Source organism: Finegoldia sp. P1-F-LS, assembly GCF_052932205.1.
In genome coordinates, this window is sequence record NZ_JBRFJH010000004.1 from 130,359 (window position 1) to 144,509 (window position 14,151).

At 32.0% G+C, this 14,151-nt stretch carries 14 protein-coding genes, 1 tRNA gene, 1 pseudogene and 1 riboswitch; of the genes and pseudogenes, 4 read left to right on the plus strand and 12 right to left on the minus strand.

Annotated features, from left to right (window positions below):
- Positions 1-17: 17 nt before the first annotated feature.
- Complete coding sequence (locus ACU68Y_RS05025) at positions 18-1,004, minus strand: cell wall-binding repeat-containing protein (RefSeq protein WP_446755595.1); 987 nt, start codon at positions 1,002-1,004, stop codon at positions 18-20.
- 126 nt (positions 1,005-1,130) lie between these two features.
- Here ACU68Y_RS05025 and ACU68Y_RS05030 point away from each other — a divergent pair, with 126 nt between their 5' ends.
- A complete protein-coding gene (locus ACU68Y_RS05030; RefSeq protein WP_002837202.1) occupies positions 1,131-1,793 on the plus strand; it encodes a helix-turn-helix transcriptional regulator in 663 nt (220 codons plus the stop codon).
- Between the two features lie 14 nt (positions 1,794-1,807).
- Here ACU68Y_RS05030 and ACU68Y_RS05035 read toward each other — a convergent pair whose 3' ends face one another.
- The 4 genes from ACU68Y_RS05035 to ACU68Y_RS05050 are packed head-to-tail and all read right to left on the minus strand — an operon-like array spanning position 1,808 to position 4,613.
- Positions 1,808-1,948, minus strand: a complete 141-nt coding sequence (locus ACU68Y_RS05035; protein WP_002837260.1) for a FeoB-associated Cys-rich membrane protein — start codon at positions 1,946-1,948, stop codon at positions 1,808-1,810.
- Positions 1,949-1,975: 27 nt separating this feature from the next.
- Positions 1,976-4,105 carry a ferrous iron transport protein B gene (feoB, locus tag ACU68Y_RS05040; RefSeq protein WP_002837135.1) on the minus strand — a complete coding sequence of 710 codons (2,130 nt, stop codon included), beginning with the start codon at positions 4,103-4,105 and terminating at the stop codon, positions 1,976-1,978.
- Positions 4,106-4,117: 12 nt separating this feature from the next.
- Positions 4,118-4,348, minus strand: coding sequence for a FeoA family protein (locus ACU68Y_RS05045; RefSeq protein WP_012290900.1), 231 nt, complete (start codon positions 4,346-4,348; stop codon positions 4,118-4,120).
- Between the two features lie 40 nt (positions 4,349-4,388).
- Positions 4,389-4,613: a FeoA family protein gene (locus ACU68Y_RS05050; protein WP_002839511.1), complete on the minus strand. Its 225-nt coding sequence runs from the start codon at positions 4,611-4,613 to the stop codon at positions 4,389-4,391.
- A 345-nt stretch (positions 4,614-4,958) separates the two neighbouring features.
- Between ACU68Y_RS05050 and glmS the strand changes: the two genes are divergently transcribed.
- Complete coding sequence (glmS, locus tag ACU68Y_RS05055; RefSeq protein ID WP_446755593.1) at positions 4,959-6,779, plus strand: glutamine--fructose-6-phosphate transaminase (isomerizing); 1,821 nt, start codon at positions 4,959-4,961, stop codon at positions 6,777-6,779.
- Positions 6,780-6,851: 72 nt separating this feature from the next.
- On the opposite strand, the gene tsaD is transcribed toward glmS, so the two are convergent.
- From tsaD to ACU68Y_RS05080, 5 genes and pseudogenes are all read right to left on the minus strand, one after another.
- Positions 6,852-7,874, minus strand: coding sequence for a tRNA (adenosine(37)-N6)-threonylcarbamoyltransferase complex transferase subunit TsaD (gene tsaD, locus ACU68Y_RS05060; RefSeq protein WP_446755640.1), 1,023 nt, complete (start codon positions 7,872-7,874; stop codon positions 6,852-6,854).
- Positions 7,875-7,895: 21 nt separating this feature from the next.
- Positions 7,896-8,351 (minus strand): annotated as a pseudogene (gene rimI, locus ACU68Y_RS05065) (ribosomal protein S18-alanine N-acetyltransferase); the annotation flags it as partial.
- Complete coding sequence (gene tsaB, locus ACU68Y_RS05070) at positions 8,293-8,979, minus strand: tRNA (adenosine(37)-N6)-threonylcarbamoyltransferase complex dimerization subunit type 1 TsaB (RefSeq protein ID WP_446755592.1); 687 nt, start codon at positions 8,977-8,979, stop codon at positions 8,293-8,295. The pseudogene rimI and the gene tsaB, both read right to left, overlap by 59 nt.
- Entirely contained in the window at positions 8,960-9,424 is a 465-nt protein-coding gene (gene tsaE / locus ACU68Y_RS05075; protein ID WP_002842374.1) for a tRNA (adenosine(37)-N6)-threonylcarbamoyltransferase complex ATPase subunit type 1 TsaE, read from the minus strand. The genes tsaB and tsaE overlap by 20 nt, the downstream gene beginning before the upstream one ends.
- Positions 9,425-9,533: 109 nt before the next feature.
- Complete coding sequence (locus ACU68Y_RS05080; RefSeq protein ID WP_002837231.1) at positions 9,534-10,124, minus strand: ECF transporter S component; 591 nt, start codon at positions 10,122-10,124, stop codon at positions 9,534-9,536.
- Positions 10,125-10,195: 71 nt separating this feature from the next.
- A riboswitch (FMN riboswitch) is annotated at positions 10,196-10,310 on the minus strand.
- A gap of 83 nt (positions 10,311-10,393) precedes the next feature.
- On the opposite strand from ACU68Y_RS05080, the gene ACU68Y_RS05085 reads away from it, so the two are divergent.
- Positions 10,394-11,656: a M18 family aminopeptidase gene (locus ACU68Y_RS05085; protein ID WP_446755591.1), complete on the plus strand. Its 1,263-nt coding sequence runs from the start codon at positions 10,394-10,396 to the stop codon at positions 11,654-11,656.
- A 171-nt stretch (positions 11,657-11,827) separates the two neighbouring features.
- Positions 11,828-11,904: transfer RNA gene (locus tag ACU68Y_RS05090), tRNA-Pro, on the plus strand.
- A 149-nt stretch (positions 11,905-12,053) separates the two neighbouring features.
- Here ACU68Y_RS05090 and ACU68Y_RS05095 read toward each other — a convergent pair.
- Both ACU68Y_RS05095 and glmM read right to left on the minus strand, forming a co-directional pair.
- Positions 12,054-12,731 carry a 5'-methylthioadenosine/adenosylhomocysteine nucleosidase gene (locus ACU68Y_RS05095; protein ID WP_446755590.1) on the minus strand — a complete coding sequence of 226 codons (678 nt, stop codon included), beginning with the start codon at positions 12,729-12,731 and terminating at the stop codon, positions 12,054-12,056.
- Complete coding sequence (glmM, locus tag ACU68Y_RS05100) at positions 12,728-14,077, minus strand: phosphoglucosamine mutase (protein ID WP_446755589.1); 1,350 nt, start codon at positions 14,075-14,077, stop codon at positions 12,728-12,730. Before glmM ends, ACU68Y_RS05095 begins: the two co-directional genes overlap by 4 nt.
- Between the last annotated feature and the right edge of the window lie 74 nt (positions 14,078-14,151).

Here is a 14,151-nt window from a genome sequence, read left to right on the forward strand (position 1 = left end):
AAATGATTAAAAAAATGTCATTTTTGCTCAACTTTGTAGTATAAATCCAATTTTTTTGCTAATTTTTCAAAATTTTCTTGCGTTTTGCCAATATAAACACCGTTTTGTATTGATGTCGTGAGAAGCTTATTGGTAGACTTGTCTACATTTCCTTCATTTACTAAAATATTTACGTAATTTTTTTGTAGACTAACATAAGACGCCAATAAAGATGTTCTTATATCCTTATACTCCGTAAAGATAATCTTCGAGTATTTTATATTGGAATTTTGTGCATAGTTTGCATCATAAACAGATCTGTAATCATTTCGTGTGACCTTGAATCCATTTTGCTTTAACTTCTCATCGTATTCACTACTTATCATTGAAGTTGGTTGATCTATCAATATGTTTGAAATACCCTTATTAATGGCAAATTTTATAATCGATTCGTCAAATTTCTTACCAGATAAAAATGTAATCGCATATCCATTTTTTAGATAGTATCCCATCTTTGCTTGAATAAAATTAAAATTAGACATATCGCTAAGAACCAACGTATCGGTAGGGTTAAGATTAGTATTTTCTTTGATGACATTCTTTGATACCTCTGCGCGATTTTTCCCGTCAATTCTCGAAACCAACAAACCACTCAATTTCAAATTATCAGAAATCTCTTCTGAAACTGATTTTGGACCACCGATAATATACACATTTTTTGCTTTCAGTCTATTTACTTCTTTTAATATAGGACTTTCCTTCTTTATATATGCTCCATCATTTTGAATAAACAAAATCGCCGCCTTGTTCTTATATGCAAAACTTAGTGCCGAAATTATATCACTTTCTTTCTTTTCATTTACAATAACCAAATTAGGGTTTTTATCATAAACTTCTGCAGTCAATTTCTCTGATAAATTTGAACAGTCTTCCTCAATTATTTTGTCCAGAACAACATTCGTATCACAGAAAGATTTTGTTGATAAAAACAATAAGCACATACACAAAAATAAAATTCTTTTCATATTTACCTCTTTATTAATTATATATTAAAATCAAAACAAATTGCAAAAATATATCAATTGTTGCAAATTTCTGCAATTTAGTTATATAATTAGTTAGTACTATCAAAATGATGAAAGGAATTGTATATGTTCGTATTGGAATCAAAATTGATAAAGGCAGTTCAGATAAAATCAAATGAAGAATCTCACGAATTAGCCGATAAAATATTAAAAAATTGGGAAGAAACTGAAACTAATATTAGATCCCAAAAGAACACAATTATTCAATTGCTAGGGATATTTTGTTGGAATCAGGTTAAAAATATAAGTGATCCTGAAAGTCTAAAATATAATGAAATAGAAAAAAACAAATTATTAAATAAATTAGATCGCGATGATTCAGAAAATTTAAATGAAATATTTCACGAAATCGTTGAGTATTATACAACAAATCAAAATATATTTACTAAAGGCTGTGAAAATCCTTTAATCAAAAGAACTTTGGATTATATTTACAACAATAGCGAACAAAAAATTTCGCTGGAAGTGTTATCTGATCATTTGCATATATCTAAAAGTTATTTGTCGACATTGATTTGCCAAAACACCGGCACTACACTTCCAAATATTTTGGCAACTTTCAGAATTGAAAAAAGCCTCCTACTTTTGACTTACACTGACAAATCAATCAGCGAAATATCAAAAGAATTGGGCTTCCAATCAGATTCTTATTTTTGCCAACAATTTAAAAATATAAAACAAATCACACCTAAAAAGTTCAGAACAATAACAAAGCGTGACCTTTATTAAGGCCACGCTTTTTTTTATTGTTTATCGTAATCTTTAGAATGTGGACAAGAACTGGATCCGCAATCACAGCTGCCACCTTTTTTTATAATATGACGTACTGCAAAAACAACTGCAGCCGCAATTATTATTAATATTATTATATCTGCGATATTCAAAAAATCACCTTCTTTTAAATTATAACTCTATTGTACCGCTCTTTTTGATTCATTATGTTTGTATTTATCTTTTCTAAAAATCAAATACAACATTACAACAAATACTGCAAGTGCTATACCTGTCATTATTGTAAATGGTTGTTTTACTACCAACACATTTAAGAATTGATATACCATGAATGAAATTAGATAAGCAAAAACAATTTGATAAATAATCGCAAATGCTGTCCATTTTGAAGAATTCATTTCTTCTTTTATAGCACCAACTGCCGCAAAACAAGGAACTGTTAATTGGTTGAATACCAAGAAACTCAAAGCAGATGCTATAGTGAAGTTGTTTTTTACCAAATCAGCTATTTTACCTGTATCATCACCTACACCAGAAACTATTCCGTAAACGCTGACTACCATTTCTTTAGCAACAGTTCCTAAGAATGAAGCTACAGTTGCAGTCCAATTCCCGAATCCTAATGGAGCAAACAATGGTGCGAATATTTTTCCGATATAAGCCAATATAGTATCAGTACTGTTAGCGTCGAAATGAACAAATTCTCCCTTAACAGAAATATTTTGTAAAATCCAAACGCAAATTGATGCAACTAAGATTATTGTACCTGCTTTTATGATAAATGATTTAGTTCTATCCCAAGTTACACGCAAAACATTTGAAACAGTTGGTTTGTGATATTCAGGAAGTTCCATTACGAATGGAGCTGGTTCTCCTGAAAAAGCTTTTGTCTTTTTCAAAATAAGGCCACTGATTATTACTGCCAAAATTCCTGTAAAATACAATAATGGAGCAAACCACCATTGACCGAAAATCGCTGCTGCAAATAATGCTATGATTTCTGTTTTTGCACCGCAAGGCATGAATGATGCAACGATGATAGTCATTTTTCTGTCGTTTTCATTTTCAATAGTTCTTGTTGCCATAATTCCTGGAACTGAACAACCAGTACCAATTAAGATTGGAATAAATGATTTACCAGATAAACCAAATTTTCTGAACATTCTATCCAACATAAATGCAATTCTTGACATGTATCCTATATCTTCTAAAATAGCTAACAATAATTCCAACGTTGCAACCAAAGGCAAGAATCCCAATACTGCACCAACGCCGGCAACAATACCATCTACAACAAGGCTTGTTACCCATTCGCTAGTTCCGATTGCTTCTAATCCTTTTGTAGCTAAATCAGCTAATGCAGTTCCCATCACAGTATCTGCCCACCAATCGTGGAATGGAGGACCACCAACAACTTTTACCGCAATAAAGTAAACGGCTATCATTATCAATGCAAAAATTGGTAATGCCAAAAATCTGTTAGTAACCACCCTGTCGATTTTATCACTAGTTGTTAATCCCGATCTTCCTTTTTGTACAGAATCTGAAATTACTGAAGTAATGAATGTATATCTTTCATCTGTAATTATGGATTCACCATCATCATCGTATTCTTCTTCAATTTTTGAAACAATTTCTTCAACTTTTGCTTTTTCTTCATCAGTGATATGAACAGCTTGCAATGCTTTTTCGTCTCTTTCCAAGGCTTTTACAGCAAACCATCTTTTTGATTCAGAATTTTTAATGGATTCTACACTATTTTCTATTTCAGTAAGCACATTTTCAATTTCATCACTAAATGATTTTATCGATTCATGATGAGATTTCACTTGTTTTTGTGCAACTTCAATTAATTCATCCAAGTTTAATTTTTTAAGTGCTGATACTTCAACTATTGGAACTCCCAATTTTTCAGATATTAGTTTTGTGTTTAATTTATCGTTATTTTTCTTAACGACATCCATCATATTAAATGCCAAAACCATTGGAATTCCAATTTCAGATAATTGTGTTGTAAGATACAAGTTTCTTTCAATATTTGAAGCATCCACAACATCAATAATTACATCTGGTTTTTCGTTTATTAAGTAATTTCTACTAACAACTTCTTCCAAAGTATATGGAGAAAGCGAGTAAATTCCCGGTAAGTCGGTAATTTTAATATCTTTGTTATTTTTTAAGGTTCCCTCTTTTTTTTCTACAGTAACTCCTGGCCAGTTACCAACATATTGATTGGATCCTGTCAATGCGTTAAACATAGTAGATTTACCACTATTAGGGTTACCTGCTAAAGCAATTCTAATTGACATAAGTCCTCCTAATTATTTATTTATCAATTCTATTAAAATATTTTCTGCATCATCTTTTCTAAGACTCAACTCGTATCCTCTCAAATTGATTTGAACTGGATCTCCTAACGGTGCTACTTTTCTGATATAGATTTCTACATTTTTTGTAATACCCATATCCATAATTCTTCTTTTAACAGGACCTTTTCCTAAAATCTTAACAATCCTGTAGTATTTTCCTACTTCGGCATGCTTAAGATTCATTTCGTTATCCACTTTATGTATCCCCCTTGATAAAATATCATTAAATATGATTTACCATAATTCTCATAGCTATATCTTTTCCTATAGCCACTCTTGAACCTTTGATTTTAACTATCAAATTTCCGTGGCTTTCTGAAACAACACTAACGAGCGCCCCTTCAACAAAGCCCATATTATTCAACAGTTTTTTTTGTGCATCATCTTTTATTGATTTTATTTTTATGATTTCAAAATCTTCGTTCAGTGGCACTAGAGCCAAATTCATTTAATCACCCTCATTTAAACGTTTAAATCTGTTACCTTGATATTATATTGATAAATAGTATTAATGTCAAGAGAAATTGAGAATTATTTTCCTTCTCATTTACATTTGTTACAAAAATGTTGCAATTTGCTAATAAAATTTACACTACATTTTATATTTGATATAATATCTCAAAGAGATAAAAACAAAAAAGCGCCAGACCTTTACGGTTAACGAGGGATAGAGTCATCGAGTTTTTCGGCGGGAGCTCTATAGGTAACACAGCCTTAGCATTTAACAAAGTTCAAAAGTAATTTTGAAACAAAAATAATGAAGTGTATCTCTAAAAAATTTGGAGGTAAATATATGTGCGGAATAGTATGTTATAACGGCGAAAAATCAGCCGTAGAAATCATATTAAACGGATTAAAATCTCTGGAATACAGAGGATATGATTCAAGCGGTATTTCTGTCGTAACAGACAAAATCGAAACAGTAAAAAGAAAAGGAAAATTACAAAATTTAATAGATTCTATAGATGAAATTGATAACAATGCAAGTATTGGAATTGGTCACATCAGATGGGCAACTCACGGCGAACCTAATGAAATAAATGCCCACCCTCAAGTAAGTGAAGATGGCAAATTCTCAGTTGTACACAACGGTATTATCGAAAATTACAAAGAATTAAAAAAAGAAATGGAAGATAATGGCTACACTTTTAAATCAACTACTGATACAGAAGTTGTGGTTGCTTTGATTAGCCACTATTACAAAGATAATTTGTTGGAAGCAGTAAAATCTACAATCAATAGATTAAAAGGAGCTTATGCGTTAGGAATTGTTTCAGAATATGAAAAAGACAAACTAATTGCAGTGAGAAAAGAATCTCCATTGATTTTGGGTAAATGTGATGACGGAATAATCTTAGCGAGTGATATTCCTTCTGTTTTAAAGTATACAAGGGACATTGTGTATTTGGAAAATGGAGATGTCGTAGAGATAGATAAGAAAAATTACACAATTTACGACAAAGACTTCGCAAAAGTTGATCGTGAAGTTAAAACCGTTGACATGACAATTGATCAAGCTAGTAAAGGCGGCTACGATCATTTTATGTTAAAAGAAATTCACGAACAACCAGAAGTTGTGAAAAAGACTTTGGAAGTTAATCTAAATAATAATGTAATAGATTTTGCAGAAAACTCACTAACCGAAGAAGAATTATCGAAAATCAACAAAATTTATATCGTTGCATGCGGTACAGCATTCCATGCAGGTGAAGTTGGTAAAGTTGCAATCGAAAAATTGGCAAAAATTCCTGTAATTACTGATATCGCATCAGAATTCAGATACAACGATCCATTTATCGATGAAAATACTCTAGTGATTTTGATTTCTCAATCAGGAGAAACTGCTGATACATTAGCAGCTCTTAGAGAATCCAAAAGCAAAGGCGCAAAAATCTTAGCAGTTACAAACGTAGTTGGTTCATCAATCGCAAGAGAAGCTGACAAAGTCATCTACACTTTGGCAGGTCCAGAAATCGCAGTAGCCAGCACTAAAGCATACATTTCACAATTAGTTACAATGATTATGTTGGCTTTGGATTTCGCAAAGAAATTAGGCAGAATTGAAGATTCTGAATATACAAAATACATCGAAGAATTAAAAACAATGCCTAAAAAAATTGATGAAACATTAAAATCAGAACCTATAACTGAAAAAATCGCTGAAGCAATCAAAGATGATAAATCAATGTTTTTCATCGGACGTGGATTGGACTTTTTGAGTGTAAAAGAAGGAGCTTTGAAATTAAAAGAAATCTCCTATATTCACACTGAAGCCTTCCCTGCAGGAGAATTAAAACACGGTTCCATCGCTTTGATCGAACAAAACACTCCAGCATTATCAGTTATTACGCAATCAAAATTAGCTGAAAAGACAATATCAAATGTTCAAGAAGTTGTGACAAGAGGAGCTAAGGTATTTACAATCACAGTTGAAGGAAATGACAATATGAAAGATTTCTCAGAAGAAATCATCTTCATTCCTAAAACTTTAGAATTATTGTATCCTATACTTTCAGTAGTTCCCGAACAATTATTGGGATATCACACTTCTTTGAAAAAAGGATTAGATGTGGATAAACCACGTAACTTAGCAAAATCAGTTACAGTTGAATAAAAAAATACGGAGTACTCATTTTAATGTGAGTACTCCTTTTTTAATGATTAGTATTAAATTTTTAAATACATTTTATAATTCTAAATTAGGATAAACTTTCAAATCAAGTCCATCTTGTTTTCCGTTGATAAAATCATAGTATCCAGCAGTAGCAATCATTGCGGCGTTATCTGTGCACAAGATTTTATCTGGGAAGTAGAGTTGTATTCCCTTTTCTTCTGCTTTTTCTAATACTCTTTCTTTTAATCTAGAATTTGCTGCAACTCCGCCACTTAGAACGAAAGTTTTTTGGTTTTTTTCTTCTAATAATCTAAAAGATTTTTCAACCAAAACATCTATTACAGCTTCTTGGAAAGATGCTGCAACATCTTCTTTTATTATTTCTTCATTTTTTTGATTTTTATTGTTCAAATAATTTAACACAGCTGTTTTTAATCCACTAAAACTAAAATCGTAACTGTCTTTTTCAAGCATTACTCTTGGAAAATCTATAGCTGTTGGATTTCCTTGTTTTGCAAGCCTGTCAATAACAGGTCCTCCTGGATATTCCAATCCCAACGCACGTGCAACCTTGTCATAGCTTTCTCCACAAGCGTCATCTCTTGTAGACCCAATTATTTCGTAATCTTGATAATCCACAACATCTATTAAATAAGTGTGCCCACCAGATACAACCAACGAAATAAATGGCGGTTCTAATTCTTTGTGGCTAATGTAGTTTGCACAAATGTGGCCTTGCATGTGATTTACCCCTACAAGAGGCTTCTTCAAACAATAGCTCAATGATTTTGCACAAGAAATCCCAACTAATAACGCTCCAATAAGTCCGGGACCTTTTGTAACACAAATTACATCAATATCTTTCAATGATAAACCTGCTTCGTCCAAAGATTGTTGCAAGATAGAATTCATCGCTTCCAAGTGGAGACGGCTCGCAACTTCTGGAACCACACCACCATATCTTTTGTGCACATCTATTTGAGAAGAAATCACATTACTCAACACTTCTCTTCCATTTTTTACAATTGCAACACTTGTTTCATCACAAGACGTTTCAATTGCAAGCGTAATTATATTTTGTTTAATATCATCCATATTCAACATCATCCTCAATGCATTTTCTCTTGGAGTTTCGTAATATCCATTAATTCTACCGTTTTTTTGAAATCCAAATTTTGTGTAAAGATTAATTGCCTCAAAGTTAGATTCTCTAACTTCCAAGAAAATATTTTTGACATTTTCCTTTTTGCAAAAATCTAACATAAATTTTATAAATTCAGTTGCAATCCCACAGTTTCTGCAACTTTTTTTCACAGAAATTGTGTGCAATTCAGCCTCATCAACAACTACTGAAAACCCAAAAGCTCCTACAATCTCTCCGTTATTTTCTCCGACAAAATAGTGATTGAATTCATTTTTCAAACAAGCTTCGTATCCAATTTTGCTCCAAGCATCAGAAAAACTTTCCCTTTCAATCTCAACAACATCATCCAAGTCGAAAAAGTTCATTTCTCTAATTATCATTATTTTGTCTTCTTTCATAATCTCGTTGTGCTTGAGATTTTCTAACATAGTCTGGGCTAAGAGTGTAGTAGCTATCAAATTTTTCAGTTTTATTTGCCAAATCGCAAATCGATCTTGTAATGCAATTATTCAATGAAGAATTTGCAAGGTAGAAGTTATCATTTGAATTGATTTCATCTACAAAAGAACACACTCCATCTCCAACGAAAATATATTCCTTATCATCGTCAAGTTTTTCTATCAAATCTTCAAAATAAATCAAATCATCATCCATCAATCGTTCTAATTTTGAATCGTTAGTGAACATTGAGTAATAAACTCTTCCACCTCTAGCATCTAAAATAGGAATGATAATTTTGTCAGTGTTAATCATATTTGCCAAAGCTTCTAATGTGGATATACCGACGATTTTCTTATCGAAAACTTGTGCAAAAGTCTTCGCAGTAGTCATTCCAATCCTAAGACCTGTAAAAGATCCCGGTCCTTTGCATACTGCGAACACGTCCACATCTTCAATTTCTGTATCTAATTTTTCAAGCATTTGCTCAATCATCAAGACCAAAGTTTCGCTGTGAGTTTTCTTTTGATTTATATTATAATCTCCAACAATCAACCCATCTTCCATCAAAGAACAAGAGCTAATCATAGTCGAAGTATCAATTGCTAAAATTTTCATTTAATTCCTCTATAATTTCTTTTTCTCTTTTATTGTTGCCATCAATTCTAATTTTTCTGGAAACATCACCAGTTTTTTCAATGTAAATTTCAATTAAGTTTCTAGGCATATAGGACTGCGCCTGACTTGCCCATTCAATTATAGTAATTCCTTCAGGATACAACAGCTCATCGATATCCAAGGATTCTATCTCCATCTCATCTTCTAATCTATACAAATCAATATGATTTAATTGAATGTTCCCATAGTATGTATTTACCAGTGAAAAAGTCGGACTTGTTACATTTTCTTCAATTCCAAAACTCTTCGCAATAGATTTAGTAAGAGTAGTCTTTCCAGCTCCCAAATCTCCAATCAAAGATATAACATCTTGTTTTTTCAAAGTTCTTGCAAAAATTTGTCCAAATTTTTCAGTATCTTTTAAATCATTTAAAATATATTCCATAAATATCACCAAATAAATTATATCACAACTGAACAACAACAAAAATGACTCATTATGTAGAATAATGAGTCATTGTATATTTTATGAATTTTTACATGTATATTATTGATTATTTTTTCAAAAATCTTGAAATTGGCTTGTAAAGTGCAATAGTAACTGCAGATACAATAATACCTTTTACAATGTTAAATGGCACAATACTGAAAAGCACAAACATTAATGGAGTGCCTGCCAATGAATTTACTTTTGCGAACTCTTTTGTAAAATCAACCAAATTAATTCCGTACAATGGGAAAATTACAAAATAGTTAGAAATGCAAGCAACTATTGTGTAAGCCAAGACTCCGAAAACCAATCCTGTGATAGCTGATTTTCTGCTTTTACCTTTATTGTAAATTGAGCTAGCTACAACTACAAACACTGATGATAATATGAAGTTAGATAATTCTCCAACTCCACCAGTTGTTGTTCCGTTGATGATAAAGTTCAACAAAATCTTAACTGCAGAAGTCAACACACCTGCTACAGGTCCTAGTGCAAATCCTGAAATTAAAACTCCCAAATCTCCAATATCCACTGTCATAAATGGTGGTGCAAATGGTAGTGGGAATTTGAAAATCATAAGTAATGCACTTATTGCCCCTAAAATACTAATTCTTACCATAGTTTGAGTACTAGATTTTTTTCTTGTGGTTTCCATAACCTACCTCCTAAGATTTTCAAGGGCAAATAAAAAAGCCCTTATTTTTTAGGGCTAAATGTTAATTATTACACTTACTTCTTTCGTCCAGACTTTACTGTCGGTATTGGAATTACACCAATTCATGCATAACGCTCGCGGACTGTAACCGCCGGTGAGGAAATCAACCTCGCCCTGAAGTAATTTCATTATACCACTAACAATATTTTTTGTAAACTTTTAGTATTAAGTATTTTTATTTTTGGGTATACTATTATTGAGGTGATTTTATGAACATAACAAAAGAATTAATGAATTTTATTGATAACAGTCCATCCGTATTTCACGTTATCGATAATTTCAAAAAAACACTAACAGAAAACGGATTTACTGAATTAAAATTTAAAGATAATTGGAAAATCGAAAATGGCGAGGGATATTTTGTAACAAATAACGATTCATCAATTATTGCTTTTAAAGGAAGTTCTGATTTCGATAATATCAGATTGATCGGATCACATTCAGACAGTCCAACTTTTAGAATAAAACCAAATTCTATAGTAAACAAAGACGGATTTTTGACATTAAACACTGAAGTTTATGGTGGACCAATATTAAGCACATGGTTTGACCGCCCATTGTCTGTAGCTGGTAGAGTTGTGTTAAAATCAGACAATCCATTCAAACCTGAAATCAAACATATCAATGTAGACAAGAATTTATTGATAATTCCTAACGTTGCAATCCACATGAACAGAGAAGTTAATAATGGATACAAATTCAATGCGCAAAAAGATACATTGCCACTTTTAGCATTATCAGAAAAAGATTCGAAAATTTCTTTCGAGGAAATTTTGGCAAGAAATACAGGAATAAACGCAGATGATATTTTAGATTTCGATTTATTCTTGTACGACAGACAACAAGGAGAATTTGTCGGAGAAAACGACGAATTTTATTCCGTAGGAAGAATCGATAATTTGGGAATGGCTTTTAATTCTATAAAATCATTAATAGATTCAAATGTTACAAACACATTAGCATTGACTATGGTTTTTGATAACGAAGAAATAGGTTCTTCAACAAAACAAGGTGCAGGCAGCACACTTCTAAGTGATTGCTTCAAAAAAATCGTAGAAGATAACGATAAAAACTTCTACGAAGTATTGCACAATTCTTATTTGATAAGTGCAGACCAAGCTCACAGTTTGCATCCAAATTACACAGAAATGGCAGACCCTACTAACAGACCACTAATTAACAACGGCCCTGTTATTAAATACGCTGCAAATGGAGCATACACTTCTGACGCTGTTAGCTCTTCAGTATTTAAAAAATTATGCTTAGATAAAAACATTCCATGCCAAGAATTCACAAACAGATCAGATAAAAGAGGTGGATCTACAATCGGACCAATCACTGTTTCTAATTTGGATATTCAATCTATTGATATTGGAAATGCGATTCTTTCAATGCACTCTGTAAGAGAATTAGGTGGATGCAAAGACAACGAATATATCTACGAATTATTCAAATATTACTACGAATATTAACAAATTGTAAATAAAAAGTTAATTTTTTAAAAACTTAGAAAAACGGAGATAAAACGAGATTGTTAAATTTAATCAGTTTTATCTCCGTATATTTAATTATAAATCGATTTGTCATAAACGCTGTTCTATCGTATACTAATAAAGTACTTGAGATAAGCAAGTAAAAAACGTCGGGGTGTAGCGCAGTCCGGTAGCGCACGTGGTTTGGGACCATGGGGCCGGGGGTTCAAATCCTCTCACCCCGACCATAATCACAAATTAATTTTGTGATTTTTTTGTTTCCTTTTGTTATTGATATTATGAAAAAATACATCTGTTTCGTACAGATGTATTTTTTTGCTCATTTTTAAGTAAAATAAAAAACGTAGGACAAATTTACATTCATCCTACGAATTCATTACATATTTTTAATCAACACAACCACACTGTGTGCAGCTTTTTTGGTCTTTTCTTCCAAATTATTATCAAATTCATCATCCGCATCATCGTCTGCAAAATCAGACAAACTTCTTATAACCAAGAATTTCACATCGTTAAGATAGCAAGTATGAGCAATGGAACAACCTTCCATCTCTGTTCCCAATGCGTGATATTTTTCGAATAACTCTTCTTGTTTTTCAGTAGTGCATATAAATTGATCTCCTGTAACAATAAGACCAATCCTGTGCTTCAAGTTTTCTTGAGTCATTATTTCATCTAATTTTTGTAAAGTTTCACGATCTGCCTCAAAAGTGTCGGTGTATGGGATTCCGTCACTTAAAATATCCAAGTTTATATCGTGATATTTTAATTTATCTGCAAGAATTATCTCATCAAATGTAAGAGACTTGTCCAATCCTCCGCACACACCACAATTTATTACCAAATCAGGATTATACATATCAATAATTCGTTGAGTCAATGCAGCAGAATTAACCTTTCCAACTCCACAAACGCAATTGATAATTTTCTTATCCTCAAATTCAGAAAAATAAATTTCATAATGATTGAACTTATCCATTTTAATTGGCTTGAATTGTTCTCTGAAATACTCTTGTTCACTTTCTAAAGCTGAAATAATCGCTATCGTTCTCATATCAACTCACACCTTTCTTCGATTAAATCTTTCAATTCAATAGCCTTCTTTTCCAAAACTTCTTGGTTTTCTCCTTCAATCATTACCCTAATCAAAGGCTCAGTTCCTGAAGGTCGTATCAATACCCTGCCTTCATCTTTAAATTCATGCTCAAGTTCAGCTATTTTTTTGTTAATGACTTCATCATCTTTGTAAACTTTTTTGTATTCATTATTAACCTTAGCATTCACCAAAACTTGTGGGAAACTTGTCATCAAATTATTCATTTCTGAAAGTTTTTGTTTTGATTTAACAGCTATTTCTGCTAATTTAATCGCAGATAATATTCCATCACCAGTTGTATTATCTTCTATGAAAATAATATGTCCAGATTGTTCTCCACCAATAATGTATCCATTTTTTCTCATTTCTTCAAGAACGTACCTGTCACCAACTTGTGTTTTGATAACATCTACTCCAATTTCCTTCAAACTTTTGATAAGACCGATATTAGTCATAACAGTTCCTACAACTGCATTGTTTTTTAGCTTATTGTTTTCTTTTAAGAAATGTCCAACTGCACAAATAACATGATCTCCATCCATTATTTCACCAGTTTCATCACAAGCAATCAACCTATCTCCGTCTCCATCGAACGAAAATCCCATATCAGATTCAGAAATTTTTACCAAATTACTTATAACTTCAGGATTTGTTGAACCGCATTTGAAGTTGATATTCTTTCCGTCGTATTCAGTATTTGTAACTGTTACATCGGCGTTTAATCTATTGAAAATAATTGGTGCGATTTCAGAAGTTGCCCCGTAACCACAGTCCAAGCTTACCTTCACACCTGTCAAATCCAAATCAACCCTGCTCAAAAGATAATTGATATATGTATCTCTTGCACATTCTTCTTCATAAACTCTACCTACTTTTTCTCCTGTAACCTTCAAATCAATCTCATCTTGATGATCAATCAAATATTCAATTTCTTCTTCAAGACTGTCTTTTAATTTGAAACCCTCATTTGAAAAATATTTTATTCCATTAAATTCGTAAGGATTGTGGCTTGCAGAAATCACTATACCGCAGCAAGCATTGTAAAATCTAGTTAAATACGCCACAGCTGGTGTAGGAATCACTCCTAATCTGTACACATCAAAACCCATGCTAGTAATTCCACTAATCAAAGCCGCTTCCAACATATCCCCAGAAATTCTAGTATCTTTTCCTATAACAATTAATTTATTATCTACATCTTTTAATTTATAACAAGCTGCTCTCGCAAGCTTATAAGCTAATTCAACAGTTAAATCTTCGCCTGCAACGCCTCTTATACCGTCAGTTCCGAAATATTTTCCCATCAATATCCCCCTCTATTTTTATAATCTAATTATAACACATAATGTAAAAATCAATAAAATGTGAATTTTTTCCA

Bases quoted from the DNA above. Each gene is read 5' to 3' on its own strand.
- ACU68Y_RS05025 (WP_446755595.1), bottom strand. From the start codon at position 1,004: ATGAAAAGAATTTTATTTTTGTGTATGTGCTTATTGTTTTTATCAACA.
- ACU68Y_RS05050 (WP_002839511.1), bottom strand. From the start codon at position 4,613: ATGAATTTGGCTCTAGTGCCACTGAACGAAGATTTTGAAATCATAAAA.
- ACU68Y_RS05030 (WP_002837202.1), top strand. From the start codon at position 1,131: ATGTTCGTATTGGAATCAAAATTGATAAAGGCAGTTCAGATAAAATCA.
- tsaD (WP_446755640.1), bottom strand. From the start codon at position 7,874: ATGGATGATATTAAACAAAATATAATTACGCTTGCAATTGAAACGTCT.
- ACU68Y_RS05085 (WP_446755591.1), top strand. From the start codon at position 10,394: ATGAACATAACAAAAGAATTAATGAATTTTATTGATAACAGTCCATCC.
- ACU68Y_RS05095 (WP_446755590.1), bottom strand. From the start codon at position 12,731: ATGAGAACGATAGCGATTATTTCAGCTTTAGAAAGTGAACAAGAGTAT.
- glmM (WP_446755589.1), bottom strand. From the start codon at position 14,077: ATGGGAAAATATTTCGGAACTGACGGTATAAGAGGCGTTGCAGGCGAA.
- glmS (WP_446755593.1), top strand. From the start codon at position 4,959: ATGTGCGGAATAGTATGTTATAACGGCGAAAAATCAGCCGTAGAAATC.
- ACU68Y_RS05045 (WP_012290900.1), bottom strand. From the start codon at position 4,348: ATGAATCTTAAGCATGCCGAAGTAGGAAAATACTACAGGATTGTTAAG.
- feoB (WP_002837135.1), bottom strand. From the start codon at position 4,105: ATGTCAATTAGAATTGCTTTAGCAGGTAACCCTAATAGTGGTAAATCT.
- tsaB (WP_446755592.1), bottom strand. From the start codon at position 8,979: ATGAAAATTTTAGCAATTGATACTTCGACTATGATTAGCTCTTGTTCT.
- ACU68Y_RS05080 (WP_002837231.1), bottom strand. From the start codon at position 10,124: ATGGAAACCACAAGAAAAAAATCTAGTACTCAAACTATGGTAAGAATT.
- tsaE (WP_002842374.1), bottom strand. From the start codon at position 9,424: ATGGAATATATTTTAAATGATTTAAAAGATACTGAAAAATTTGGACAA.